Origin of the sequence: Pseudomaricurvus hydrocarbonicus, assembly GCF_011602365.1 — a bacterium.
Lineage (GTDB): Bacteria > Pseudomonadota > Gammaproteobacteria > Pseudomonadales > Cellvibrionaceae > Pseudomaricurvus > Pseudomaricurvus hydrocarbonicus.
Window position 1 is genome coordinate 1 of the sequence record NZ_JAAONZ010000019.1, and the last position, 24,375, is coordinate 24,375.

Here is a 24,375-nt window from a genome sequence, read left to right on the forward strand (position 1 = left end):
GCCAGCCACCTTGTCGGCCATGTCCTGTAGTTCTTTGTTTTTCATTGTCGATACCATGATTCATTAACTCCTCTAGGGTAATATGAATCACGGGGTTTACACAGTTAGTGGGACATTCTCGCTCTCGGAGGCCTATTCAGGGCGTATTATTCGAAAGCGGTCTTTATCGCTTTCGTATTTGTCCGCGATACTCTGGTACTGGGCTTCACGCTGCCCCACCTGTTCTTCCGTGAATTTCAGCTCTTCTTCCAACCCCTTCAGTGTTTTCAGCACGGAATCCGGTACCGCCTTACCCATCCGTTCACTTCTTGCTGCCAGCGCATGCTGATCCGAGATTTGCCCTTTGAGGTTGCGGATATTGCTCTGCAAAATGGCGATGCGGCCATCAACCTGAACCAGTTTACGCTGCTTGGCGGCTTCGATGTCATCCACACTGCTGTAGCGGCGGCGCAATTCTTCATCCCATTTCGCCAGTTCAGCGGCACGCATCTGTTGCAACTTCATCTGACTTGCGTCTTTTTCGCTCAGCGCGGGCGGCACAACCTTCACCACCTCGCCCCTCGGAGTCACGACTTCATAGCCCTTTTGTGCGTATTCCGGTGGAATCTGGTGGTTAATCACCGGAATGCCGCTTTCATTCAGATAGCGATAAAAGACTTTGCCAGAATAATCTGTTGCGGCAAAAACTTGCCCGGTACACGCGCTTAACACAATAGCGCCCAGCCACTGCCGAGAACATACCATTGTGCGCTGAATCAGTGTTGCGTTTTTCATCGATCCACCCAAATTTCCGACTAACATCTGCCACCTATTTTGATGCACTTTACCTGAACCGCAACTTAAGTAACCAAAGGCAGGCGTCAACTGCACCGGAGGTTCGCTTAGACTCCATACCTGGCCCGGTAGTCGCGGATTTTCTCTACCATACCTTGTTGACCGTCCTGTTCCTGTAAAAAGGTCACAATATCGGCAAGACACACGATACTCACCACCGGAATGCCGTAATCCTGCTCTACCTCCTGAATGGCTGACAACTCACCCTGCCCCTTTTCCTGTCGATTCAAACCGATCAACACTGCAGCCGGTTCTGCACCTTCGGCTTTAATAATGGACATCACTTCACGCACCGCGGTACCCGCGGTAATGACATCATCCACAATCAGGATCTTGCCTTGCAATGGTGCGCCCACCAGAGTGCCGCCCTCGCCATGATCCTTGGCTTCTTTGCGGTTGAAGCAAAAAGGCATGTCTTTGCCGTGTTGATCCGACAGCGCTACCGCCGTGGTTGCCGCCAGAGGAATGCCTTTATAGGCCGGACCAAAGACGACGTCATAGTCGACACCCGATGCTTGCAGCGCGTCTGCGTAAAACCGCCCCAGTGCCGCCAGAGCAGCCCCGGTCTGGAATTTACCCGCGTTAAAGAAATAGGGGCTGATGCGCCCGGATTTAAGGGTAAATTCACCAAAACACAGAGCTTCGTGATCGATGGCTAACTGAATAAAATCCCGCTGGTACTGCTTCATTCTCTAAATTCTCGTGCATGTCAAAAGTGGAGATCTCGACAAAGAGCCACTCTCAGGCGTCCGCTAACGCTGTGGACGGTTGGTCGCCTGCGGATGATTGATGGCCGTCGACCTCTCGGAAATCTTCAAAAATAGTGGCCCTATGATACACAGCCAAACCGCACCCTGTCACACATCAGGCAAAGTTCTTGCAAGGACCAGTTAACACCCTGTTAATTCGTCCGGCGGTGATCCCATGTTGTGCCCAGCGAGGCAAAAAAGAGCGCGGCGCCATGCCTCCAGCCGTTCTCACCGAGTGATCGGCACCGGGGCTGTGTGCAAAAGGGTGCCAGGCATTACCCCCTGATCAGCCCGGGTGACGGCCAGATCATGGGGCATCACTGTGGCAATCTCCGGGAAATGATCTAGTTTTAATTGGGCCTTTAACGTTTCCTTCACTTAATTAGCGCAATAGGGAAATAGAATTAACAAAAATAACGAAAGCTCGGGTATCATACGCAGCCTGTATTCAAGGGGCGAACATGCGCATTATCAGTCTTTGTGTTGAAGGTATTCATCAAGCGGCACAGCGAGGTCTTTACGATTGGCTGGCCGAGCAGGATGCCGACATCATTTGCTTACAAGACCTACGTGCTCAGGAGTACGAACTGGACGGAGACCCGTTCCATCTGGATGGCTATTTTGCCTATTTTTTCGACTCTGGCATCAAGCACTACAACGGTGTGGCGATCTACACTCGCCAGCAGCCCAAAGCCTTAATCTATGGGTTGGGTTTTAGCAGTGGCGTCGATATGGAAGGCCGCTACCTGCAAGTGGATTACGAGCAAATCAGTGTCGGTTCTTTGCTGGCACCTTCCGCCATGTCAGAGAACGAATCCCAGGAAGTCAAAATTCAGTTTTTTGATGACCTGCAGGCTCATCTGCACAAGATCACCCGCAAGCGTCGCGAGTTTATTTTCTGTGGCAACTGGGCCATGGCCCATAAACGCGAAGACGTTCAAAACTGGCAAAACCACGACAGCACTTCCGGGTTTTTACCCCATGAGCAACAGTGGATGAAGCAGCTGTTCACTCAGGTGGGCTACACTGACGCCTTCCGCAAGGGCAATACCGACAAAGATGAGTACAGCTGGTGGCCCAGTGGCACCATTGGCAAAGGTGATGGCTGGCGCACAGACTATCAGGTGATCTCAGACAGCCTGGCCAATCGGGTAGAATATGCCACGACCTACAAGACCAAACACTTCTCCAGCCACCTGCCGGTCATTGTCGATTACGATCTCGAAGTCTATTGATACATGACGGTCGATGCTGAAGGGTTAGGCGGCAATGGATCAATAAGTCCCCGCTGACTAACCGCCACCGATTAAAAAGCATCAGCCATAAAAAAAGCCGCTATCCGCGGCTTTTTTTATGTTCGCTGCCACTTAGGCTGGCAGCAACAAGAGCTCTACTTTGACCCTTCAACCATGTGGTCAACAGCATCGTTAATCTCATCTTGCGAACAATCCATGCACAGGCCTTTCGCCGGCATCGCATTGAAGCCATCCCAGGCGTGGGTATAGAGTGTTTCCATCCCCTTGGCAATACGAGGTGCCCATGCGGCAGCATCGCCAAATTTAGGCGCGCCCGCGGCTCCCGTGCCATGACAGGTCACACACTTGGTTTCATACAGTTCTGAACCCGAACGCGGACCAGACGGAGCCGCCGCCACTGGCGCTGCGGCACACGCATCACCGGACATGCACACTTCACCCACAGGCTTCAGCCGCTCGTTCATTTCTTCACTCAGATCAGCAGCGTAGACGCCCACTGAAACCATCACACTCAGGCCAGCCGCCGCCAGCAGGCTCATTGTCTTTCTCATATGACTCACAGTTAAGTCCTCTCCATTTTCGGCATAGGCCCGGTTGGCCAGTAACGGTGCATTATAGACAAAAACCTGCCCAAGAGAAAAACCTTATGCCGACCATGGGAATAATAGAGCGCATCATTGATCAGATAATGATCAATTCGATTTGATTATGAATCCTCATGTACCGCCTGAGTGAATCACGAAGCTAAAAAAGCCAAGACCAGTGAAAAATGGACGACCCGCCAAGCGCACCGCGTTGCGGCTGGCAGCGCCGATAAGGCTGGAGAATACAGGCACAAGAGGAAGGACGACTAACAGCCTGAGGTCTTTTGTGAATGGTCCTAGACGATTGGACCACTCTCCGTAACCATATGATTTTATTGGATATTTAATTTCGCATGCTGAATAAATCTAACGATTGAACTCAATATCTACCTAATTCGCCCCCATAAATCCAGGCCGGGAGTCTTATGCATCCTTTATTGTGTGTCGCAGCTGGTCGCGTTGACCGCAAAAACCTTGGTTTGTGCGTGTAACCATTGGTGAGACTGATCTTGGCAGTATACATACCCCATTCGGGACACCCTGTACTGCACCACATGGTCGGCGGCCATAGGGAAAAGAAAGATGACCCCCAAAAACAAGAGCGCCAGACGGGTCGCTTTTCGATTGGTCTCGGTGGATATGGCCTGACCCCGAATTTCCTGCACCATCAATAGGGTCAATAATCCCAAACTCAGCCCCACACCCAGCAAATACATAGAGCCTTTATTGAACGCTATCAGGTGCTCTGAACCCAGGAATTCCGAAACGACCTGGATCATAAAATAACCAAAAGCCAGCAAGGCCGAAATGGATGCCAGGGCAAAAACCAAAACAGCGGTGTATTTTAAGGCCCTGTCTTTTAGGCGGCTGTTAGACGTCATACTAAAATATCCGTGGCGTTCTGGGGAAATACTTGCGAGCATAGTCTGCGCTGAGTTGCACGATCATCTGTTTGGCCGACTCCAGGGCGTAATCAATAACCGATGCAGCAGCGTTGCGAGCCAGGTTTTCCGCCTCTTGCTTGCTCGATGCCACAAGAGCCTCGCCCTTCCGTCCCATTTCGTCCAGCCCATCAATCACTCTATCGGTGATACCAAGATGCTGATCAATAGAACCAAGAAGCCAGGAAACGCCAACACCGACAGCCACGACGGCGAAAATAGGCCCCACCGCAATACTAAATCCGCCCATCAGGGCGGCCGCGGCAATAGATGCGCCAGTTGTGATGCCGATTTTTACCACGTCTGTTGCCAGAGACCCTATGAATTGGCTCAAGGTGGCCTCATCAGTCAGCACATAGTCAGCCACTCGATAGCCTGTTAGCAGCACAAGCGTTAGGATTCCACCCGATTTAGCCGCCTGTATGGCTCCGGCTTTCCCTAATCCCATGGCGATGACCTTGGGATTGCGTATGCCGTATTTGGTTCCTGTGAGTATATTCCTGAGGCCAGGATGGCCTTTAAGGACAATATGTGGTTTCCCGCCATAGGATTTTACATAGGCTTTGGAGGCTACTCCGCCAAGGTCGCCAACCAGTTTGGTCAGCGTTCTTAAGTCATCCGCTGAGGCGTAATAACTTGCACCTGTTTCCGTCTTCCCTTTAATACTCTCCCAGGCGTTTTTTACGTGTGGCAGGCTTGCCTTGGAAGAAGACCTGACGATGGCATCCATTTCTTCTATTGAGACAACATAGACTTCATGCTGGTTTGACGAGATGTTTTGCTTGAGGTGTTTCTTTTCCTGATTCGATAGCATATCAACTCCTCCGTGAGCTGATTCGAGGCATTAAGCCTGACCGTGTGGGCACGACGTAAGTTATCGGTTTGATCTGGTTATGTAAAGCGGATACCCCAGATGTGGCAGCGCATACCATTTAGCCGGAACCAGTTAGTGAGGACCACAGCTCAATATTGAACAGAGCTGAATCTATTGAAAGGCAATACTAACAACTATCTTTACACTACAACTTATAGACGATACCTATGGCCGGCAACTACTAGACGATATATGCAGTGTTCATTTATCCCAATCGAATCCATAGCTATTTTTGGCCATCCAGCTACGGTCGAAATTTCAAAACTATTCGTAGAAACAGAGTAGACCCTTTAAGCCTTACTCCGTTTAAAATGAATTAAACGGAGTAAACCTGAATCCAACACACTGGCCACCAAAACTTTAAGTTCTAGTTACACACTAAGATCAAATACTAAGGTCCGATTTGTGCCAGAAGCGGACCGTGGGAAGTCCAGCTGTTAGAATAAAATGTCCACGAAAGTGGTTTAAGATCAGCTGATTTGGAGCACTGCGTAAAACCAGTCCGGCAACATCCGCTTGTTATACATCTATCCTACTTTCCAGAATACTCAAAATTTCTCTCGCAAGACGATCTTCATCAGAGCCATGTTGACTCTTTGTTATTGCCTTTTTAAGCCTATCCAATAACTCATTATTCAGTTCAACGTTGCAAATAGTACTGAACCTTGAAGAATCATCGATCAATTTTATAACTCTATCTGTAGGATCACTACAAAACGGACGACCAATATCAAGCGCCTTTGATATTAAGAAGTCATCCGGCTCACTATTTAATGTTGAGTATTCGATATCTGGTTCAAGTTGGCTTTGCGAATTTATAATCGACATTGAGTTGTCGGAGTAAACCAGTAACGAGGGGAATTACATGCAACCCTCTTTGTATGTTTAACACCTCAAATACTAGCGCAGCTTTGTTGTGTTGATCTTGCCCCGATAAAACGGACACATTACTTTTCATGCTGTCATTCGCTCATATTCCACTGGTGAAGAGTTACCTATTCCTGAATGCACCCGCTTTCTGTTGTAAAAATGGTTGATATAACGAGCCAAAGCATACTTCAGATCATCTGTAGATTGAAATGTCGTATTGCGTATCAACTCAGCCTTCAACGAGTGAAAAAATGACTCCATGTGTGCATTGTCTGTGCATTTACCTGGCCGACTAAGACTGTGCTCAATACCATGCCGTTTAAGCTCTTTCTGATACTCAGCTCCTCGATATTCTACTCCACGATCTGTGTGCAGTATCAAGCCGGCTTCAGGAGCCCGCTTACGAACGGCATTGGATAAAGTTCGACGAGTGATGTCTGTCGTTCGCTTCGTATCCAATCTCCACCCAATTATTCTTCGTGAGTACAGGTCCATAATGACGGAAAGGTAATTCCATTGATTTTTGACCTTGAGATACGTCACATCGGCCACCCATACAGTATCTCTCTTTGCGGGTGCCGATCCATCTGGCCTAAGTTTCTCACCTGCAGCCAGGAAACGCCTCATACCCGGCCCCCTGTAGGTTACCCTTGTCACTCTCGCGATTAGTCCAAGCTCACTCATCAGGCGTGCCACACGCTTTCTGCTGACCTGATAGCCCTGTTTGCATAGCACTTTCCAGATCCTCGGGCTACCGTAGCGTCCTTCACTATCATCGAAAACCTTTTTAATCTGGGTCTTAAGCTTCTCATCGATCCGATCACGTACCGAAGGCTCACGCTTTAGCCAATCATAATAACCACTACGTGACACACCAAGCCAGTCACAGGTTCGTTTAATGCCTAGTTCTTGCCCGAATCTCTTGATGAATCGATATCGTGCTGATGCTCCTCCGCAAGAAACCGTTGCCACTTTTTTAACAGATCAAGCTCCTGCTTTAGCTTTTCATTTTCAGCTTCAAGCTTTTTAACTCTGGAAATCTCTTTTTCTTGCTTACTCGTTGCTTCGGTCAGCTTTTTTCGATTGTCTGCCACGATCTTACCTTCACGATATTCTTTTCGCCATCGTGACAGCATGAAGGGATGTATGTCGAGCGTATTGGCAACTTCCTGTACCTGAATTCCTTCAATTAGACTTAACTGAACCGCTTTAACTTTAAACTCATTCGAGTACTGCCAGGTCTTTCTTGGCTTTGTGTACTTTGGCATTAGACACCTCGTCAGTTTGACTTTGGTGTCCGTTAAATCGGGGGAAGATTAGTGTTCGAATTCTTGGACTTGTTATATTTTTATTTTAAGAAATAATGTTAATAAATTCTGAGGCTTTTTCTTTTATTTGAGCGATTTCTATAATACATTTGCTAGAATTTTCAATTGCCCAGTATTTATTCTCATTCCATATCAAGTCTCTATTAATGCCGGAGCCTCTTTGTGTGATAAAACCCCAAAACCATAAGTCGTCCCAAACTTCAATTTCTGCACTTTCATAATGCTTACTTAATAAGGAGTTAATTTTTGAGAAAGTTGGATTATCTAAGCCAATTTCACGGAATATATGCATTATTACAGCATCAACAGGCAGCTTAAAGCTATCGCCGCCCTCAAGTTTTGTCGGTACGTCATTCCAAAATTTAAGACTTGAGTCATACTCGCCATTATGCAGGTGAAAAATAGACTTTACAAAAAGTGCAGATGTCTTGTCTCCCCAGCCATCCTGCTTCTTCAAAGCTATAAAAAGTTCGGAGAAAGAATTTCCACTCTGGCCCGATAGCTTTTGGATAAACTCTGAAAAGCTATTTAAACAACTAATGTCCTCATATAAAGACTTGTAGAAATTGACTAGTTTATCGATCTTAGGTTGGCTTTGTGTATTCGCAATTTGATAAAGCAAAGATATTACTTTGTCTTCAGTCTTTACGTGAGGATTGATAATAGACTTATAGTTTCTATTTTGTAGACTTCTATTGAATTCTCGATTGGCAATCATGAATTCATATAAAGGCTTGAGCTTTCTCGTATCCATTGTTTAGATAAACTCTTGAGTAACTCGGGGATGCTAACGCCCAGCACAGCGGATCATTTATGCGTTGGCCTAATTTTTCTTGTTAGCCTTTGGTAGACCCCGGAAATCCTTTTTCCTCCATTCTCTATTCTTTTTTAAAATGAATTTGAATGGCTTTTCATATATTGGCATACATTCCCATTAAACACGCTCCCAGTCATGCTTAAGCAATAAAGAGACCGCCAGGATAAATCGTGTAGTATCGCCTCGGTGTATTAGGTTTCTGTACTCATCAAGCAACTGATTATCCCAAGTACACTTTGGATTAAGGGAAGTTGCTAAAGCTGCTTGAAATTTCTCTCTTTGCTCATTACTAGGTTCATTTTCAGCAGAAAAAATAGCGACAATGCTTTGTGTTAGCTCCCGTATTTCAGCACGCCACTTAGTTCGCTCTTCCGTAATTTGGGTGATTTGTACACTTTTTTCATCTTTGCGTAATGCTAGAAAAGAAGCGAGCCAGCCTGCCATTGCTGTAAAGCCAACTCCAGTAGCTAAAGATGCTAAATCAAATTCCAACTTCCAATTCCTTACAGTTATGTGACAAGCTTCACACTTAAAACAGGTTTTACATAAGCGCCATATCAATGCTCTTTTTAGCTTTTTAAGCTGCGATTTCAATAATGTGCATTGCTGCTTCTCTAGCATTTTCAGCTCTGAATAAATCAATACTTTCTGATGCAGCAACTTCAGTTACCATATCAATAGTTTCCCTTAAATTTTTTGCTGACTTGTCTGTTAATGTTGGGTCAGACAGGGATGGTGTACCAATAATAATTTCATACTTTAGTGGTTTAACCAGACTGGGTGATTTCTTTAATGCTTCCAAATCAAAGAGCTTAGCTTTAACATTGCTCAAAGATGTTGATAGCCTTGTTGGGACGAGCAAACCAAAATTTGAAACATATGTATCTTTAAGAAACCCAAAAGTAGTTAAGACATTGCTCTCACTAATTTTTAACCTCTTCTTGAAACAGTTAGACAAATGAGGGTTAATTGTTTTTATTTCATCAAAAATACTTGTAGCCCATTGCTCACTATACCTTTTAGGCTGGAAATCATGGTCATCTCTGTCCGCATCAAGGGCAAGAGTGCTTAAACTAGCAGTAAAGCGTATAGCTTGCTTCAATATTCCTTCGATATCATCACCAGCAGCTGGATAAAGTTTACCGACTTTTATCCCATCAAAAGGGGCTGTCCACTCAGACAAACTTCTATTAGCTTTAATTTCTTTTGATGCTGACTCAATGAGCCAATCAATCAAACTTTGCATGTTCCGGGATTGTGCGCCATATAAGCACTCAAGCAATTCAGACCTAATTGCTTGTAATATTCTGTATTGATTATTCTTTCCTATAGCAACAACAGCAACAGATATTCTCTCTCCAGACCCAACAATGGGCTCTAAATAGAGAGTTTGCCATGTCCCAGAAAATGTGGGTTTACTTGGAAACAGCTCTTCTAATGTATTCATAATGCCATCTCCTGTTGTTGCACTCCCAACCTCCTGCTCATAAGCATTTTTATGTGTTTAGATCTTTTTTCAAGAAATTCAATAACCTTCACGATCTGCTCTTGAGGCAAATAAGAGCTGGCATATGTTTTTTCTGAAATCAGAGCGAAAGGGAAATCTTTGTATTGGGGAGTTATTCCTATATCAATATCTCGATTAAGTTTGTGTTTCTCAAATTCACTTTTTAATGTATATATAACCCTTATGATTTGGTTGTCCTTAGCTGAATCTGATTCCTCTAAAGATAAGTCCAAAGCATTTTCATGATCGATGAAAGAAAATTTTTCACCGCCATCATAAAGTATGTTTCCTACATTTCTATCCCAATTCGCGATCCACTCATCAAATACGCCAACATCTAATGTTTTTGAATAGCTCTTTAGTTTTTCTAGTGCCTCTTCACTTTTGGAGTATCTTCGAAAACTTGGATAGCCTGCATCCTCAGATCCAAATGCTAAAGCATATTCCCCTTCAGGGATTTCTTTAAAGGCATCATGAGTGACTTTAACAATGATAGGCTTTGGAATTGATAAGCCAAGTGAACGACCTATAGTAGCGCAAACACATTCTGCATAAAGTTTTTGAAAATCGACTTGCTTTACATATGCGACAACAACAGATTCATGTGTTTTAACATGAGCCTTCCATGTAGGATTTACATTGTGATCTTCAAAGGATTTAGCTCCTGGAAGCATCAGTCCTATTTTTACTTGTTCCATTCATAATCCTTTACACTTGATAAATACGCATATACTTGGGGAAAGTTAACAACTAATTCGGCGAAATTGTGATTATACAACATAAATTTATGCTAACTTTTCTCCATTGATTTTGATAAAATCATATCAATTTCAATAGGTTAGCGCATCTTTTTGTCAAATTCATCACTGTGAAAATGACGCCATTGTGCCTAATCAGACCCTAACAGGTCTTTGATTATTTCAAGTGCTTGGAAAAAGCGACATAATTTCAAGGACTTAGAGTTTTGAGCCATATAGAACCGGGCTGGTACGTTTCACTGCTCATCTGCCGATTTCCCTGCGTTTCAGCTATTTTCGAGCATATCTGTAGGAAATACACCTACGTAGTTGGTTTCTAGGCTTTTCCCTGACAGTCCGTAAAGGGTCAACTGTTGCCATTCGTCAAAGAACTGGTCGTTTTAATACATATTAAACCGAGTAGCTTTTAGTATGAGTTGCAGCAGCGTATCCAAAACGATCAATCAACACTGAGATTGAGTCGCCAAGAACCTTACTCAGTACCCTATGGCCCAATCAAAATTCCACGACCGTCTCTGAAACATCTCACTTATGTATTCCCGGTAACAGCTATTAAAGACAATTACCTGTATAAAAGATCAAATCCCCGCCACTTTATGAGATGCAAAAAAGTCATCTTCGATGGATATATGCACAGCAGCAGGCCCACCATTCGCCGGGGCGTTCCAGCCGGTCAGTTCTCGGTACCTTTCTTGGGCATAGGCGTGTCGCAAGCCATGCAACTTGGACAACCCCGCCATACTGGTTTGTCGTTCATAAACCCGTAATTGCTGAATGTAGTTTTTTGTGGCGGGAATTAATGCTCCGCTTTTCGCCAGCTCATAAACGCGATCAATAAGTGCACGCTGTTGCAGGGTTCGGATTGGGGCCTCACGCGACCTCCCGCCTTTGCTCCAAGAGGCTTTTCCTTCTGTTGCGGCAGATGCTTGGTCCGGTTATACGCCCAATCCAATAGGTCCTTTAACGCGTGTGCCATGTGATGCTCGACCCACTCTGGTGGAAAACCCAATTCTTCATCCAGCAGAGTACACGCCATGGCTCGAAAGCCGTGGTCGGTCATCTGATCATTGGAATAGCCCGTACCATGGTTCGCAAGGCGACTCGAACGCCGTTTTCTGACATGGGCCTGACAGCAGACCTGGCCGATGGAAATACATAGGAGCTGCGTGCGGTGTAGGGCTCAAGCGCTCGCAACGTGTCGATCGCCTGAGTTGGCAATGGGACAACGTGCTCGATATTGGTTTTGGTCACCGTGTAGCCCAGGCAGATATAAGATTGGAGCGGTGGAGAGAGAGGATGGACGGCTAACAGCCTTGGGGCCGTTAGCCCCCTGCGGGCGCGCTGGGCGCGGTCTCAACGCTGTCGCGTTGATCGAAACCGGCATGACCTAAACAAGAGGTTCTCATCAAGCCCTAAACTGAACCATCTATAAAAACCCCGCAGAGCACAGGCAGTTATAAGATTGGAGCGGTGGAGAGAGAGGATGGACGGCTAACAGCCTTGGGGCTGTTAGCCCCCTGCGGGCGCGCTGTGCGCGGTCTCAACGCTGTCGCGTTGATCGAACCTGGGAGGTTCTCATCAAGCCCTAAACTGAACCATCTATAAAAAACCCCGCATTGCGGGGTCTTTTATAGATGGCGCCCCTAGATGATTAGAATAAACTCCATAACCCCCTGATTTAAATGAATTTAATTCTATTCGAGAAACCTGAATACCCCCTAATATACCCCCACATTCAATTTCTTATTCTGAAAAGGTCTAATGACTGAAATCAATATCTGCCGAAATCAACCCATAAATCCAGGCCGGAAGGCTTATACATTCTTTATTGTGAGTCGCAACTTGTCGCGTTGACCGCAAAAACCTTGGTTTGTGCGTGTAACCATTGGTGTGACTGGTCTTGGCAGTATACATACCCCATTCGGGACACCTTGTACTGCACCGCATAGCCTGCGGCCACTGGGAAAAGAAAGATGACACCCAAAAACAAGAGCGCCAGACGGGTCGCTTTTCGATTGGTCTCGGTGGATATGGCCTGCCCCCGGACTTCCTGCGCCATCAATAGGGTCAATAATCCCAAACTCAGTCCCACGCCCAGCAAGTACATAGAGCCTTTATTGAACGCTATCAGGTGTTCAGGTTCTACTCCGTTCTTACGAACCCATCAAGGCAAGAGATGCTGCGGCAGAACGCCAATGGATACCCTGCGTGATGGAATACAGATCTAGAAGGAAAAGTTCGTGAACTGAATTTGACCTGACAGACACCTTCTGAAAAATCGGTAACTATTAGATCAAGTCTGAATTACTACAGCTAAACCTGTACCTCTAGAGATAATTCAAGCTGCTGCTGAATCGATGAATATAAATCACAATCCTGCTCGCCAGCATCTAAAGACACAATCATTGAATACCTCACGGGGATATCCTCATGTGAGCCTGCTGAAGTCTTGTACTTCCACCACCCTGCTACCGGATACACGGCGATGTAATTCCGCCCCAGTAAATCAATGGCAGAACCTTCCCATGTATCCTGATGTAGAGCCCCTCTCTTCCTCAAAGAAGAGCCAAGCTCCCACCCTTCAGAGTCTTCACCTCCCCCCACATAATCATCCTCAGCAGGGTTAATACGTCGAGCAAAGGCATCAAGCTCTTCATAGGGGTTGATTAAGGCAAAACGTAGTCCATGTGACTGATAGCTAAAACGACTACTGTAAGCCCTTCTTCCGGGATTAGGCTCAATATAATACGATAAAGTAATCCTTAGCCTTATTTTTGCTGCAGCAAGTCTTACGAGCTCATCCTCAGGCCACGGTAGGGATATAAAATCTATTTCGTTCAGCTTCAGGCCCGATTTTCCTCGCTCATAAGGCGCAAGTGCCCCCTGATGAACCATCGTCACATAGGAATCAGCACTAGAAATAGCTCTTTCAGCATTCAGCCCTCCATGTCCAAAACGCCTTAACATAATCTCTTTGGCTTGCTTGGGGGGAACCCCTGCAGAAATCGCTTGATCTTTGTATTCCAACATCGCCGGAGTCCACTCTGCGGAGTGGACTAATAGAGCTCGGACAGTTTCCGAAGTAAAGCTACTGTATTCAGCCCAGACTTGCGCGGCCGCTCGAGACACCAAAGCGGTAGCCGCACTTGTCTCACGGTGATCAATAAACAATCCAGGTGTTGAAATATCATCAAGCGTTATGAGAGAAACACAGTCAGCATTAGTAAGGTTTTGCTCATCTGGAGAGAGAAGTAGATTTCCCCCTTCTGCCACCAAGTCAGGCTTATAAGGTGCTTGCTTCAACCAATCCCAATTTAATGAGGTTCTGGAAGTTGGCGATATATCGCCTCGGTCAGATAAGGGGCTCCAATCTTTATAGTAATGCTCAGCAACATCAACTTTACCTGTATAAGCCCCTACAGTAAGCGCGTTCCACGACTGAGCTGGATCCTCAATTACAAACTCTTCCGTAGACCTTTTATAGTCAGAAGATACATCATTCCCTCTAATATTTCCTGCGCTAACAACAAACAGTCGCCCAGATTCTCCACTAAAAGATAACTGATCAAGCTCAGCTGACCATGATGATGGCTGGCCGCTTAATCCTTCAGTGTCTGCCGTTACAGCAAGAGATACTACTGTTGGTCCAGGTGAAAGCTCTTCAAACTTATTGACTCCAAAGTATGTCAGCCCGCCGAACGTATCTTTATCATCCCCTTCAGCAAGATTAAAAATACGGCAAGAACCTAGAGAATAATTTACCAATATTGGCTCATCATGAAGAGCCAACTCAGAAATATCACCAAAAGCGGCCAAACCGGCTTGGTATGTGCCGTGCCCATTTGACGAATCAAAAACGGATTGCGACTCATCCCAACAGAAAGCATGATCTGGGCTTAGAATCCCCTCAAGCAAAGGGTGGTTATAATTAACCCCTGAGTCCAAGATAAGTACGGAAACGTCAGATTTCGTCACCTCCAACCGTGAGGCAATATCATGGCTCCAGGCCATCTGATCAATAGGGGACTGACTTAGAAGGAAGTGAGCAGTATCAACAACTTTTCTAAGCTCAGTCAGGGAGGAGATCAATTCAATACAGCCAGCCAATTCTTCTCGAGTCGCCTTCACTAGCATTACAGTAGAAAGTGCAAACTCCAGTTGGCCAGAACCACATTGAAGCTCCCGATCAATGCAATAAGCCCGGAACCGCGCAACCTCATCTCGACCCATAGATTTACGAGTTAACCAAACTTCCCACCACACAAGCTCGCCTTCTTCGGGATACGCATTCGCATGCGAAGTCCAAAAGCTCTGAAGATCGGCCAAACGTAGCGTAGCAATGTTATCAAACAAGCGCCGATGCTTATGATGGCGATCTTGGGTAACATAGGCCTGAAGCGTATCAACAAACTTAGCTCGCTTCGAAGAAGGTATGAAAAACAAAGCCTTTTGGATGTCCCCATCCATAGACACGTTACAAAGGGTATACGTTGAATTGTCTAGCTTTTCTAAATCAATCGGGAAGTCTGGAACAGAAGAGGCGACAACATAAATGCCGGGGTCAGGCTCTATACTCTCTTCCGCTATCACCGGAACTGGCGGAAATTCAAACCCGTTGAATGTAGACTGAAGAGATAAGGCATGATCCCGTCTTTGCTGATCGCTTAATAGCCTTTGAATGAAATTTCCTCGACCACTGCCTGCATATTCTCTTGTTTGAACAAGATCCTTGTTAACTAAAAGGTGCTTCCTGCCCTGCATTTAACTCTGTACCTCTACTATTATTGCCTTCTAATGAGTGCTTTTAAAAAGTCATCCGTTGTAACTACGCCATCTTGATATAAAACAGCATATTTGGCCGCATCATCACAGACCTGCCCAAGTGTCGCATAACTCATGCCTTCTGCGGCACTATAAAGTCTATCCCAGGACAAATCACACATTTTCATCATATACATACGGTTTGTTACAAACTCCTTCTGCTCAGAAGCACTTGGTACATGATATTTAATGATGTCGTCAAAACGCCTAAATAACGCAGAATCTAAAGCCTCAGAGTAATTGGTGGCACAGATGATCAAGCTTTCTGACATTTCATCTTCGAAGAACTGTAAGAAAGAGTTTAAAACCCGGCGAATTTCGCCGACATCATTCTCATTCGAACGATGCCCACCAATAGCATCAAATTCATCAAATAAATAAACAGCCTTGTTCTTTCGAATAAAGTCAAACACTGCACGAAGCTTTTGGGCTGTCTCGCCCAAATAACGGCTAATCAGCCCGTCAAACTGGAGTGTGTATAAAGGGAGTCTTAACTCTGTGGCCAAGACCTTTGCTGTTAAGGTCTTGCCTGTTCCAGGAGGGCCACTAAGCAGTAGCTTCCTTTTGGGTGTTAATCCAAACTTCTCCAAGGCATGCCGCTGCCTATGCTCATGGATAATCCGTGAAATCCCATCTTTCGTTTCAGCATCCAACACCATAAAAGACAGTCTTGTATCTGACTTAGTTAAATGCAGGAGGCCAGTTAATTCCTTATTCTCTGAACTTGCTTTCAACGGTCTAATTGGAGCTAGATTGTTAGCTGGCATGCTTGAGGTCTTTTGATTCTCATTGACCAAGCGCCTAAGCTCCTCAGCCAACCGACTGTGACCTTTCTTATCTTCTTTAGCCGCAACTTGCAGTGCTATGGAGTAAAACCTACTCTCGTCTCCCTGAGCAAAGCTTTTGACTAGCGCTTTTATTTGTTCTGCAGTAGCCATTTTTAATTCCAACCCCTTAACGCTCAGTTCTATATCAACTGCTTATTGTCTCATCATCGCTTATTTATAACAAAAATCAAAATTAAGTCGTGATCTATCATATGAGTATACCCTGTGGTAGCTCTGAAATGTCTATCACAATGGTTTTTATTGACATTGTGATAGGATATTATCATTACACTTAGACTCTAATGATAGAGCCTCCATGAAATGACCATTTTCGCTTACTGCCGCGTGTCCACCCTAGATCAGGAGACAGCTATTCAAGAGGAAGCCATTCGGAAGTCTTACCCTCAGGCCAAGATCAGGCATGAGAAGAAGTCAGGAGCCAGCACTCAAGGGCGAGAAGTGCTGCTGCTTCTGTTAGACGTTATCGCAGAAGGCGACAAGCTTGTCGTTTGGAAACTAGACCGTCTAGCCCGGAACCTTCATGACCTCACAACGATAGTTAAAGCACTGGAAGACAAAGGCGCGTCTCTTGAGATACTCGACCAGCGTATCGACACCGGAACCGCAAGCGGCCGAGCCTTCCTGCAAATGCTCGGTGTGTTCGCTGAGTTCGAGACCAATCTCCGGAAAGAGCGCCAAGCCGCAGGCATTGCCAAGGCCAAATCAGAGGGGCGCTACACCGGCCGTCAACCGGCCGCCCAGTACAAAGTAACCAAGGCGATCCGACTGGTAGAGGCAGGATATAGCAAACAGAAAGCGGCTAGCGAGGCTGGAATTGGCGTGGCCACACTTTATCGAAGACTCAAGGAGATCGCAGATGACAAGTAAAGCATCGCATCGTACGGCGGAGATTGTTACCCTCAAGGCAGCTGGCTACTCCCGGGCAACCATAGCCACCAAAACAGAGGGCAGCGTGAGCACAGTACAGTACAGCGCACTATTAAAAGGCACCCTGCGACCAAGGGTTCAGCCACAGAAGAAATAATACACCTGAGCAATTGGTGACTTTTTTATTCCTACTTTATTTAAATGCTAATGCCTCATTTAAATGCTAATGCCTCGCCAATCGACCAGTCAAAATTACTAGCCACAATAAGCTTGGGCTTCTAGAACTGCCAAAGATGTCTTTAATTGACGTACCTGCCCCCACAAACGCTCTCTATCCTCAGTTGGCATGACTTCATAATCGCCCTTAATGGAGCTAGTTTGTGAACAAACTAGGTTAACGAACTCATTGAGTTGCTCAGGGAAAATTATCTCTGTACAGCCCGGGAATCGCATTTTCGGCCTAAATGTCACCTGCGACTTGAAGCTGGATTCCAACTGCAAAGCCAGTGCTCCATTTCTAAAGCACCACCAATAAATTAGATGAAATTCGTATTTTTCCAAACGATCATATTCTTTACAGCGTTTTTCGGGCCAGTCATTGGATATGCCAAACTTAAAGCCTACGAACCTTTTCCTGCTATTTGGCGCTAGTCGATAAACTGCGAACAAATACAAGAAGCCCGGGTTTCGGGGTTCAAAGGACCTCTTCGGCCTGTAATACTGTTCCGGAGTAGAAAATGGGGGTATACGCTTCGCCTTGTGTGGTCTGTAAACTCCGGCTGGCTTAAACTTCTGATTTTCATAAGCGCCCTCCCAGGGGCTCCCTTCACCTCTTGGCTCAAGGTTAATACACCCGCATGACTTGGTTTTGCCTGCTTTGAGATTAGCTGCGGCAGTTCGAATCAAGCCACCGCATTCACACTCGCAAAACCAGTAGTTATGAGATTTTTCGCGGCCACCAAATTCAATCACCCGAAGCCGTCCAAAAAATCGTCCGCGCTGGTCAGAGAGCCTCTGGCGCCTAGTTTCTCTCGGGTAAAACACTTTGGAAGCGTCGAGCTCTTCCCTCGTAAACATCTTTGCCCTTGGCATGTCTAACTACAGCCTCCTTGCCTACGTGACTAGTTTTTATACATCTGATTAACATTTACCTTGACGGGGAATTATACCAAGGCAAAATGAATGAACTATTAATGACACCAAGGTGTGACATCGGTGAATTGCCGGCAGACCCACGGAACACGGCCTAAAATGCCTTCTGGGAGGTTTAGCTTCAAGTCCTCTCATCGGCACTAATTCCAAGCAATTGCTATTAAAGACAATGACTTGCATCATAAGATCGAGTTCAACACCCGCCACTTTGTAAGGGAAGAGAAAGCCATCTTCGATGCACTCCCTCAATGAATATATGCACAGATCGTCTACTTATCTCGACAGATAAATAACACTAATCTGCTCCCGACTATGGCCCAACTCCCGACTGATCGTTAAACGTGCCTGATGATCCTTCTCTTTTTGCTCTGCATCCATATGCACAGCAGCAGGCCCACCATTAGCCGGAGCATTCCAGCCGGTCAGTTCTCGGTACCTTTCTTGGGCATAGGCGTGTCGCAAGCCATGCAACTTGGACAAACCTGCCATACTGGTTTGTCGTTCATAAACCCGTAATTGCTGAATGTAGTTTTTTGTGGCGGGAATTAATGCCCCACTTTTCGCCAGCTCATGCACTCGATCAAGAACCTCACGTTGATGCCGGGTGCGAATAGGAACCTCTCGCGGCCGCCCGCCCTTAGTCCACGAGGCTTTTAGGCACAGATGATCGCCCTTGTCCGCAAAACCGGGCATGAATTTGATCGCCTCTTCGCGCCGCAAGCCGAAGGCTCGCTGTAGCTCTAGACTAGCCTTTACATAAGGATCTTTGATTTTTGACAGTGACTCCTGAGACAGTTCTTGGGCTTTAGATAGCTGGCTCACCAAATTTCGATCTGGGATACCGTAAAACTCATTGGATCTGGCCACCACGTTACTGCGATTGACTTTTGCCGCCCACCATCGCAGACAGTTCATTCGATTTTTGATCGTCCCGACGGCCAAGTCCTCAGCACCCCAACGCTTTACTAGAGCGTCCACATGTTTCGGTTTGAGAGACCTGAGCCCCATGCGCCGATAGCCTAGCTCCTGGAGCTGATTGGCAATCAAATTTAAAATCTTTTCCCGGTTAGCCTGAGTGCTATAACTACCGTCGCGATTGTGAAAACAGAGTCTTTTCAGTTGGTAATTCAGATCTCGCATAGTGTTTTCCTCTCGGTAAGTTTTGTTGGCTGACCACTGGCGTAAGCCAAGTGGTGACCGCTTTCGCGGTTAAAGCCTGGGGACACAACTCCCCTCCTGACATGCCTGGCCACAGGCGGCGCAGGTGATCCTCGTAGAAGTCAGCACTGCGCGAGAAATCGGGCTGTAAGCCCGTTACCAATGGTGAAAGACTCACCTCCTTTAATGTGTGGAAACATTGATCCACTGAGTTGAAAAAGCCGCTAAGTGACAGCATGATTGAGGGAAATGATCACAGGCTAATGTTGAGCCCGTCGAACAACGTGAAAGACCTGTCCGGAAGACAGCAATCAGGAAGGTGGTGATTTGCTCAGACACATCAACATCGAATGATCCCGATCCTGAAGGCCTCACAAAACACCTGTTTTTGAAGATGGACCCACAACTGTTAAAACGACTAAGTTGCTGCGCGTTTAAGGGCCCGACACGCTGATTTCCATTTTTACCAATTACGATGGCAAGGGTGGAATCCCTCATCCACATTACCGCTGTGGCCGCGTATGAAATCGGTTATCTGGGTACGGCACCTATAGTAATTGCACGGAACCCTGAATGTATTCCGAAAACCCTTCTACAGGCGCCGTGGTTATTGGGGTTGCCGCCCTCGTCACTACACCACTTCGTTGTTGTAGTGACGAGAGAGGTCATATTCCGGTCGATACTGAATGCACTGTATTACTACGTTGCATTCCAATTCAGAAGGATTTAATCGATCAGGTTCCCGTGGAAACACTCTGGTGACAGTGGAACCAGCTCAACAAAAAAAGCACAACGCCCCGTGCATGTATATAGAGCTTCCCACTTCATAAATTGAAGGGGGTTAGCGTGTATTTTGCTTGTCGGCCTTCCTCGTAAGGCTCCCGCCACAACGGGACTTGGAGACGGTCATAACTTGCAAAACACTCGGATTAAAAACGTTATTCACATGACGGAGGTATCTTGCACCAACATTTATAATGTAAACCCCACCAAATAGTCTGCCCACTTCTGCATCATCTCTTTTCGTTGTGGCAGATGCTTGGTCCGGTTATATGCCCGACCTAATGGGTCTTTTACCGCGTGTGCCAGTTGGTGCTCGATCCACTCTGGCGGAAAACCCAACTCCTCATCCAACAAAGTGCGCGCCATGGCGCGAAAGCCGTGGGCCGTCATCTGATCATTGGTATATCCCATGGTTCGCAAGGCGACTCGAACGCCGTTTTCTGACATGGGCCTGGTAGCAGACCTGGCCGATGGAAATACATAGGAGCTGCGTGCGGTGAAGGGCTCAAGCGCTCGCAAGGTGTCGATCGCCTGGGTTGGCAACGGGACGATATGCTCGATATTAGTTTTGGTCACCGTGTAGCGCCATTCCGCCTTATCCCAGTCCAGCTGCTTCCACTTCATGGTGCGCATTTCACCGGGGCGCTGGAACAGCATGGCTGACAACAAAAGCGCCGTCTTAACGGCAGGCGTCCCTTGATAACAGTCGATAGCACGCATCAGGTCAGCCACACCGGCCGGATCGGTTATGGCCGCAAAGTGTTTGGTTTTGGGAGGGCGGAGAGCTCCGGCCAGATCACGGCTCGGGTCACTCATTAATTTGCCATTGCGGATGGCATAGCGAAAAACCTGGCTCGCCGTCTGCTTCGCTCTTTTGGCGGTTTCCAACAGCCCTCTGTCCTGTGCCCGGTAAAGCACCTGAAGCAACTCTGGTGGCGTTATGTCACCAATCGGCCTCGATCCCAGCCAAGGGAATAAGTGATTTTTGAGCAGATTCTGAGTGCGCTCGGTGTGGGTTACCGACCAATCTTGCCTGGCCACCTCAAACCAGGCCAGTGCAATCGACTCAAAAGTATCAGCCAAACGCATTTGCAGATTGTTCTTTTGGCTTTTCTTGAGCTCGCCAGGATCTTGTCCTGCGTCCAAGACGGACTTGGCTGCTTGCGTCTTTTCACGCGCTTCTTTGAGGCTAACGATGGGGTACACCCCCAAGGCCAGTAATTTCTCTTTGCCGGCAAAGCGGTATTTAAGACGCCAGTACTTAGCGCCGGTAGGCCGAACATCGACGTACAGTCCACCGGAGTCAGACAATTTGTAAGGCTTTTCGCGGGCTGCCGTGGCTTTGACTTGTTTGTCGCTTAATGCCATAACCTGCCTCTCTCACCCCGTTGGGGGTACAAGAACCGGAGGGTATGAAAATTACCCCCGTAAATACCCCCAAAATGTTCGGAAGTTGGGGTATCACACTGGATATCTTTAGAGAGAGTATAAACGAAAAAGCCCGCACTGCTGCGGGCTTTCGGCCTGTTTTGGACAAATCAGGACTTTGATATGGCGCACCCTAGAGGATTCGAACCTCTGACCTTTGCCTCCGGAGGGCAACGCTCTATCCAGCTGAGCTAAGGGTGCGGAACGCTTTTTAAAGCAGGCGCAATGATACGCATCCACGCGGGCAGAGTCCATCCTCAAAACGCGAACAAATGGCGTTTTTTAAGATCCGCTAATCCTGGCGGCGGCAACCCCTTGGCCAGCGATTTACACAAGGTTTATACCATAAGGGCGGCCGTACGCTCAGGCGTTGCGGACAAATTTTGACCGCTGCCGAGCCCTGATCGCTGTGCAGAGTGCGGCTGTGACAGTGCTACCCAATGGAGACCTCGACTCAATTTCGTTTCCGCTCAGGTTGAGTCAGACCAATATCCGTGCCAATCTAAGGTAAATGAAGAGTCAAACTTCGACTCGTGACTGAAGGACGCCACCTATATAAATGGACGTTTTGGCTGAAGCCTTTCGACTGATCATCACACTGGACGAGGATTTATTCGAAATTCTCTGGCTGTCCATTCGTGTCAGTCTGATTGCACTGGTTATTTCCGTCACCCTCAGTTTACCGCTGGGAACCTATCTGGCGATCACGCAGTTCCCGGGGCGCAAATTCTGCATCCTGTTACTCAACGCCCTGATGGGCATGCCACCGGTAGTGGTGGGGTTGATGGTGTATATGCTGCTGTCACGGTCGGGACCCCTTGGCTTCCTGGGCCTGCTGTACACCCCCTCGGCCATGATCATCGCGCAAGTGGTGCTGATCACTCCGATCATCACCGCGCTGGCGATTCAGGTGATTGAAAATCTACATCAAGAATACAGAGACACGTTTTGCTCGATGGGGGTCACCGGACGCCGTGCGGTAGCGGCCTATCTGGTGGATGCCCGCTATGCACTGACGACCTGTATTCTCGCCGGCTTCGGCCGGGCCATTGCCGAGGTGGGCGCGGTCATCATCGTGGGCGGCAACATTGATCACCTGACCCGCGTCATGACCACCGCCATCGCGCTGGAAACGTCTAAAGGAAACCTGACCCTGGCCTTGAGCCTCGGCACCGTGTTGCTGGCGCTGTCATTGTTGGTCAATGCCCTGGTGATCGGCGTCCGCGAGTACGCCGGGAAGCGCCAATATGCCTAGCGCCCTGTTGCCGATTCGCATTAGCGATCTGCACCTCATCAAAGGGGGGCGGGCCGTGCTGGGGGGTGTAAATCTGGTCATTGAAGAACCCGGCATCACGGTAATTATGGGCCCAAACGGCGCCGGCAAGAGTTTGCTGCTGCGCTGTTTGCACGGACTGATCGAACCGGATCAAGGGCAGATTACATTGGGTCACCGCCGCATAGCGGACTGTCGCAAGCAACAGGCCATGGTCTTTCAGCAACCGGTGCTGCTGCGCCGAACGGTACTGCAGAATTTATCATTTGCGGCCCCCGAGATCGCGAAAACCAACCCCCAACATTTGATGCACGCCCTGGAAGCCGTCAATTTGGCCGACCGGGCTGACCAACCGGCGCGGATGCTGTCCGGGGGAGAGCAACAGCGACTGTCCCTGGCACGTGCGCTGTTGAGCCAACCGGCGCTATTGTTACTGGATGAAGCAACGGCCAGCATGGACCCCGCCTCGGTGTTGTTGATTGAATCCCTGGTCAGAGCCCAAAGTGCCCAGGGGACCAAGGTAATTTTAGTCAGTCACGATCAGGGGCAGGCCCGACGCCTGGCCAATGAAATCGTCTTTGTCTGCAATGGTCAGGTGGTCGAGCAAAGCCCGGCCAATCAATTTTTTACCGCCTCCCAAAACCCTGCAGCGAAAGCGTATTTGGCCGGAGAAATTCTGATTTAGAGCCGCCTCAAACTTACTTCACATTTAATTTAGAGGACCGCCATGAAACACCTCATCATCATCGCTGCGTTAGCTCTAAGTGCCCACTCGCTGGCAGACAGCATCATTGTTCAGTCCACCACGTCGACCAAGAACAGTGGCCTGTATGACTACTTATTACCGATACTGACCAAGGCTACCGGTGTTCAGGTCCATGTTGTCGCGGTGGGCACGGGGCAGGCCATAAAAAATGCCATGCGCTGTGACGGCGATGTACTGCTGGTGCACGCCAAGTCGGCGGAAGAAAAATTTGTCGCAGCGGGCTTCGGCGAATATCGCCGGGACCTCATGTACAACGACTTTGTGATCGTCGGCCCCCAGGCCGACCCGGCACGGGTGGCCGACGCCAGTGACGCCATCGATGCCCTGCGCCGCATCACACAAGCCGGGGCGAAATTTGCCTCGCGCGGCGACGATTCGGGGACCCACAAAAAAGAACGCGCCCTGTGGCGGGAGGCGGCGATCAACCCTGACTCAGGATCCGGTCAATGGTACCTGGAAACCGGGAGCGGCATGGGCGCAACGCTGAACACCGGGGTGAGCCTCAGCGCCTATGTGCTGACCGACAGAGCCTCCTGGATCACCTTTGCCAACAAACAGGATGCCGTCATTGTCTTCGAGGGCGACCCAACCCTGTTTAACCAATATGGGGTGATTCCCGTGAGCGCGGATAAGTGCCCCAATGTGAACCGCGAGGCGACGCAAGCCTTTACCCAGTGGTTGTTGTCCGCAAGCGGGCAAGCTGCCATTGGCGCCTACCAGGTTGACGGCAAGCAGTTATTTTTCCCGAACGCCCACTGAGC

General features: G+C 47.8%; 23 protein-coding genes, 1 tRNA gene and 1 pseudogene. 7 read left to right on the forward strand and 18 right to left on the reverse strand.

The features are described from left to right. Positions 1–132: 132 nt before the first annotated feature. Entirely contained in the window at positions 133–774 is a 642-nt protein-coding gene (locus G8770_RS19195; protein ID WP_167190852.1) for a PEP/pyruvate-binding domain-containing protein, read from the reverse strand. 107 nt (positions 775–881) lie between these two features. Beyond that, a complete protein-coding gene (gene pyrE / locus G8770_RS19200) occupies positions 882–1,523 on the reverse strand; it encodes an orotate phosphoribosyltransferase (RefSeq protein ID WP_167190855.1) in 642 nt (213 codons plus the stop codon). 521 nt (positions 1,524–2,044) lie between these two features. On the opposite strand from pyrE, the gene G8770_RS19205 reads away from it, so the two are divergent. Further along, positions 2,045–2,818 (forward strand): exodeoxyribonuclease III, encoded by a 774-nt coding sequence (locus G8770_RS19205; protein WP_167190858.1) that lies wholly within the window; start codon positions 2,045–2,047, stop codon positions 2,816–2,818. Positions 2,819–2,973: 155 nt separating this feature from the next. Here the strand turns inward: G8770_RS19205 and G8770_RS19210 are convergent, their stop codons facing one another. The 10 genes and pseudogenes from G8770_RS19210 to G8770_RS24435 all read right to left on the reverse strand — a co-directional run. Next, entirely contained in the window at positions 2,974–3,390 is a 417-nt protein-coding gene (locus G8770_RS19210; RefSeq protein WP_167190861.1) for a c-type cytochrome, read from the reverse strand. Positions 3,391–3,857: 467 nt separating this feature from the next. Next, the gene (locus tag G8770_RS19215) at positions 3,858–4,304 is read right to left on the reverse strand and encodes a hypothetical protein (protein WP_167190864.1); all 447 of its coding nucleotides are present in this window, start codon (positions 4,302–4,304) and stop codon (positions 3,858–3,860) included. A gap of 1 nt (position 4,305) precedes the next feature. Then, on the reverse strand, positions 4,306–5,178 hold the full coding sequence (locus G8770_RS19220) for a hypothetical protein (protein ID WP_167190867.1): 873 nt from the start codon (positions 5,176–5,178) through the stop codon (positions 4,306–4,308). A gap of 579 nt (positions 5,179–5,757) precedes the next feature. After that, positions 5,758–6,066 carry a hypothetical protein gene (locus G8770_RS19225; protein WP_167190870.1) on the reverse strand — a complete coding sequence of 103 codons (309 nt, stop codon included), beginning with the start codon at positions 6,064–6,066 and terminating at the stop codon, positions 5,758–5,760. Positions 6,067–6,192: 126 nt separating this feature from the next. Continuing rightward, positions 6,193–7,376, reverse strand: a protein-coding gene (locus G8770_RS19230) for an IS3 family transposase (protein ID WP_167190873.1) whose coding sequence is annotated in 2 segments (ribosomal slippage) — positions 6,193–7,094 and positions 7,094–7,376 — 1,185 coding nt in all. Because the reading frame shifts where the segments join, the coding sequence is not laid out codon by codon here. A gap of 85 nt (positions 7,377–7,461) precedes the next feature. After that, entirely contained in the window at positions 7,462–8,190 is a 729-nt protein-coding gene (locus tag G8770_RS19235) for a hypothetical protein (protein WP_167190876.1), read from the reverse strand. A gap of 180 nt (positions 8,191–8,370) precedes the next feature. After that, positions 8,371–8,745, reverse strand: a complete 375-nt coding sequence (locus G8770_RS19240; protein WP_167190878.1) for a hypothetical protein — start codon at positions 8,743–8,745, stop codon at positions 8,371–8,373. A gap of 85 nt (positions 8,746–8,830) precedes the next feature. Continuing rightward, positions 8,831–9,700, reverse strand: a complete 870-nt coding sequence (locus tag G8770_RS19245) for a hypothetical protein (protein WP_167190881.1) — start codon at positions 9,698–9,700, stop codon at positions 8,831–8,833. Further along, positions 9,697–10,458 (reverse strand): HipA family kinase, encoded by a 762-nt coding sequence (locus tag G8770_RS19250; RefSeq protein WP_167190884.1) that lies wholly within the window; start codon positions 10,456–10,458, stop codon positions 9,697–9,699. Before G8770_RS19250 ends, G8770_RS19245 begins: the two co-directional genes overlap by 4 nt. A 638-nt stretch (positions 10,459–11,096) precedes the next feature. Continuing rightward, positions 11,097–11,396: pseudogene (locus tag G8770_RS24435) on the reverse strand (hypothetical protein); the annotation flags it as partial. 101 nt (positions 11,397–11,497) lie between these two features. Between G8770_RS24435 and G8770_RS19260 the strand changes: the two are divergent. After that, positions 11,498–11,677 (forward strand): hypothetical protein, encoded by a 180-nt coding sequence (locus tag G8770_RS19260; protein WP_167190887.1) that lies wholly within the window; start codon positions 11,498–11,500, stop codon positions 11,675–11,677. A 666-nt stretch (positions 11,678–12,343) separates the two neighbouring features. Here the strand turns inward: G8770_RS19260 and G8770_RS19265 are convergent. From G8770_RS19265 to G8770_RS19275, 3 genes are all read right to left on the reverse strand, one after another. Then, positions 12,344–12,598, reverse strand: a complete 255-nt coding sequence (locus G8770_RS19265) for a hypothetical protein (RefSeq protein ID WP_167190849.1) — start codon at positions 12,596–12,598, stop codon at positions 12,344–12,346. A gap of 233 nt (positions 12,599–12,831) precedes the next feature. After that, entirely contained in the window at positions 12,832–15,279 is a 2,448-nt protein-coding gene (locus tag G8770_RS19270) for a S8 family peptidase (protein ID WP_167190890.1), read from the reverse strand. 20 nt (positions 15,280–15,299) lie between these two features. Continuing rightward, the gene (locus G8770_RS19275; RefSeq protein ID WP_167190893.1) at positions 15,300–16,277 is read right to left on the reverse strand and encodes an AAA family ATPase; all 978 of its coding nucleotides are present in this window, start codon (positions 16,275–16,277) and stop codon (positions 15,300–15,302) included. Positions 16,278–16,487: 210 nt separating this feature from the next. Between G8770_RS19275 and G8770_RS19280 the strand changes: the two genes are divergently transcribed. Beyond that, positions 16,488–17,054: a recombinase family protein gene (locus G8770_RS19280; protein ID WP_167190896.1), complete on the forward strand. Its 567-nt coding sequence runs from the start codon at positions 16,488–16,490 to the stop codon at positions 17,052–17,054. Continuing rightward, on the forward strand, positions 17,044–17,211 hold the full coding sequence (locus G8770_RS19285; protein ID WP_167190899.1) for a hypothetical protein: 168 nt from the start codon (positions 17,044–17,046) through the stop codon (positions 17,209–17,211). Before G8770_RS19280 ends, G8770_RS19285 begins: the two co-directional genes overlap by 11 nt. 1,268 nt (positions 17,212–18,479) lie before the next feature. Here the strand turns inward: G8770_RS19285 and G8770_RS19290 are convergent. From G8770_RS19290 to G8770_RS19300, 3 genes are all read right to left on the reverse strand, one after another. Beyond that, complete coding sequence (locus tag G8770_RS19290) at positions 18,480–19,346, reverse strand: phage integrase N-terminal domain-containing protein (RefSeq protein WP_167190902.1); 867 nt, start codon at positions 19,344–19,346, stop codon at positions 18,480–18,482. A 990-nt stretch (positions 19,347–20,336) separates the two neighbouring features. Further along, positions 20,337–21,515 (reverse strand): tyrosine-type recombinase/integrase, encoded by a 1,179-nt coding sequence (locus G8770_RS19295; RefSeq protein ID WP_167190905.1) that lies wholly within the window; start codon positions 21,513–21,515, stop codon positions 20,337–20,339. A gap of 184 nt (positions 21,516–21,699) precedes the next feature. Then, a tRNA-Arg gene (locus G8770_RS19300) sits at positions 21,700–21,776 on the reverse strand. Positions 21,777–22,134: 358 nt separating this feature from the next. Here G8770_RS19300 and G8770_RS19305 point away from each other — a divergent pair. From G8770_RS19305 to G8770_RS19315, 3 genes are read left to right on the forward strand one after another with little or no spacing between them, the layout of a single operon-like run. Then, positions 22,135–22,830 (forward strand): ABC transporter permease, encoded by a 696-nt coding sequence (locus G8770_RS19305; RefSeq protein ID WP_167190908.1) that lies wholly within the window; start codon positions 22,135–22,137, stop codon positions 22,828–22,830. Beyond that, entirely contained in the window at positions 22,823–23,533 is a 711-nt protein-coding gene (locus G8770_RS19310; RefSeq protein WP_167190911.1) for an ATP-binding cassette domain-containing protein, read from the forward strand. Before G8770_RS19305 ends, G8770_RS19310 begins: the two co-directional genes overlap by 8 nt. A 42-nt stretch (positions 23,534–23,575) precedes the next feature. Next, entirely contained in the window at positions 23,576–24,373 is a 798-nt protein-coding gene (locus G8770_RS19315) for an ABC transporter substrate-binding protein (RefSeq protein WP_167190913.1), read from the forward strand. The last annotated feature ends 2 nt before the right edge of the window (positions 24,374–24,375 follow it).

Bases quoted from the DNA above. Each gene is read 5' to 3' on its own strand.
- G8770_RS19195 (WP_167190852.1), bottom strand. From the start codon at position 774: ATGAAAAACGCAACACTGATTCAGCGCACAATGGTATGTTCTCGGCAG.
- pyrE (WP_167190855.1), bottom strand. From the start codon at position 1,523: ATGAAGCAGTACCAGCGGGATTTTATTCAGTTAGCCATCGATCACGAA.
- G8770_RS19205 (WP_167190858.1), top strand. From the start codon at position 2,045: ATGCGCATTATCAGTCTTTGTGTTGAAGGTATTCATCAAGCGGCACAG.
- G8770_RS19210 (WP_167190861.1), bottom strand. From the start codon at position 3,390: ATGAGAAAGACAATGAGCCTGCTGGCGGCGGCTGGCCTGAGTGTGATG.
- G8770_RS19215 (WP_167190864.1), bottom strand. From the start codon at position 4,304: ATGACGTCTAACAGCCGCCTAAAAGACAGGGCCTTAAAATACACCGCT.
- G8770_RS19220 (WP_167190867.1), bottom strand. From the start codon at position 5,178: ATGCTATCGAATCAGGAAAAGAAACACCTCAAGCAAAACATCTCGTCA.
- G8770_RS19225 (WP_167190870.1), bottom strand. From the start codon at position 6,066: ATGTCGATTATAAATTCGCAAAGCCAACTTGAACCAGATATCGAATAC.
- G8770_RS19235 (WP_167190876.1), bottom strand. From the start codon at position 8,190: ATGGATACGAGAAAGCTCAAGCCTTTATATGAATTCATGATTGCCAAT.
- G8770_RS19245 (WP_167190881.1), bottom strand. From the start codon at position 9,700: ATGAATACATTAGAAGAGCTGTTTCCAAGTAAACCCACATTTTCTGGG.
- G8770_RS19250 (WP_167190884.1), bottom strand. From the start codon at position 10,458: ATGGAACAAGTAAAAATAGGACTGATGCTTCCAGGAGCTAAATCCTTT.
- G8770_RS19260 (WP_167190887.1), top strand. From the start codon at position 11,498: ATGCTCGACCCACTCTGGTGGAAAACCCAATTCTTCATCCAGCAGAGT.
- G8770_RS19270 (WP_167190890.1), bottom strand. From the start codon at position 15,279: ATGCAGGGCAGGAAGCACCTTTTAGTTAACAAGGATCTTGTTCAAACA.
- G8770_RS19275 (WP_167190893.1), bottom strand. From the start codon at position 16,277: ATGGCTACTGCAGAACAAATAAAAGCGCTAGTCAAAAGCTTTGCTCAG.
- G8770_RS19280 (WP_167190896.1), top strand. From the start codon at position 16,488: ATGACCATTTTCGCTTACTGCCGCGTGTCCACCCTAGATCAGGAGACA.
- G8770_RS19285 (WP_167190899.1), top strand. From the start codon at position 17,044: ATGACAAGTAAAGCATCGCATCGTACGGCGGAGATTGTTACCCTCAAG.
- G8770_RS19290 (WP_167190902.1), bottom strand. From the start codon at position 19,346: ATGCGAGATCTGAATTACCAACTGAAAAGACTCTGTTTTCACAATCGC.
- G8770_RS19295 (WP_167190905.1), bottom strand. From the start codon at position 21,515: ATGGCATTAAGCGACAAACAAGTCAAAGCCACGGCAGCCCGCGAAAAG.
- G8770_RS19305 (WP_167190908.1), top strand. From the start codon at position 22,135: ATGGACGTTTTGGCTGAAGCCTTTCGACTGATCATCACACTGGACGAG.
- G8770_RS19310 (WP_167190911.1), top strand. From the start codon at position 22,823: ATGCCTAGCGCCCTGTTGCCGATTCGCATTAGCGATCTGCACCTCATC.
- G8770_RS19315 (WP_167190913.1), top strand. From the start codon at position 23,576: ATGAAACACCTCATCATCATCGCTGCGTTAGCTCTAAGTGCCCACTCG.